This is a genomic window from Psychrobacter sp. 1U2 (genome assembly GCF_051847575.1).
This window is the reverse complement of record NZ_JBPYDC010001861.1, coordinates 1-509: the sequence shown is the minus strand read 5'-3', so window position 1 is coordinate 509 and position 509 is coordinate 1. Positions and strand designations below refer to the sequence as shown.

The window sequence follows — 509 nt, the reverse complement described above, 5'->3', positions numbered from 1 at the left end:
GATCATCCTGCATTACCTAAAGTAGAAGACGCTATCGGTAAGCCATTGTCTCCATACGCTGTGACCAAGTATGTCAATGAGTTGTATGCAGAAGTATTTGCACGCAGTTATGGATTTAACTCTGTCGGTTTGCGCTATTTTAATGTATTTGGCAGACGCCAAGATCCAGACGGTGCTTACGCTGCGGTGATCCCAAAGTGGACAGCTGCTATGATCGCTAATGATGACGTCTATATTAATGGCGATGGCGAGACTAGTCGTGATTTTTGTTATATCGACAATACCGTGCAAGCGAACATATTAGCAGCAACATCTACCAATCCCGAAGCCAAGGATCAAGTCTACAACGTAGCAGTAGGTGATAGAACGACGTTAAATGATTTGTTTAACTCGATTAAGTCAGCATTAGCAGAAAATGATGTGAAGTATGATAAAGAGCCTGTATATCGAGACTTTAGGGAGGGTGATGTAAGACATTCTCAAGCAGATGTGACTAAAGCAAAAAACTT

The 509-nt window shown here is 41.8% G+C and carries 1 protein-coding gene; it reads left to right on the top strand.

Annotated elements, in window-relative coordinates:
• A partial coding sequence (locus ACS8FD_RS24815) for an NAD-dependent epimerase/dehydratase family protein (RefSeq protein ID WP_439277799.1) occupies positions 1-509 on the top strand: 509 nt, incomplete at both ends.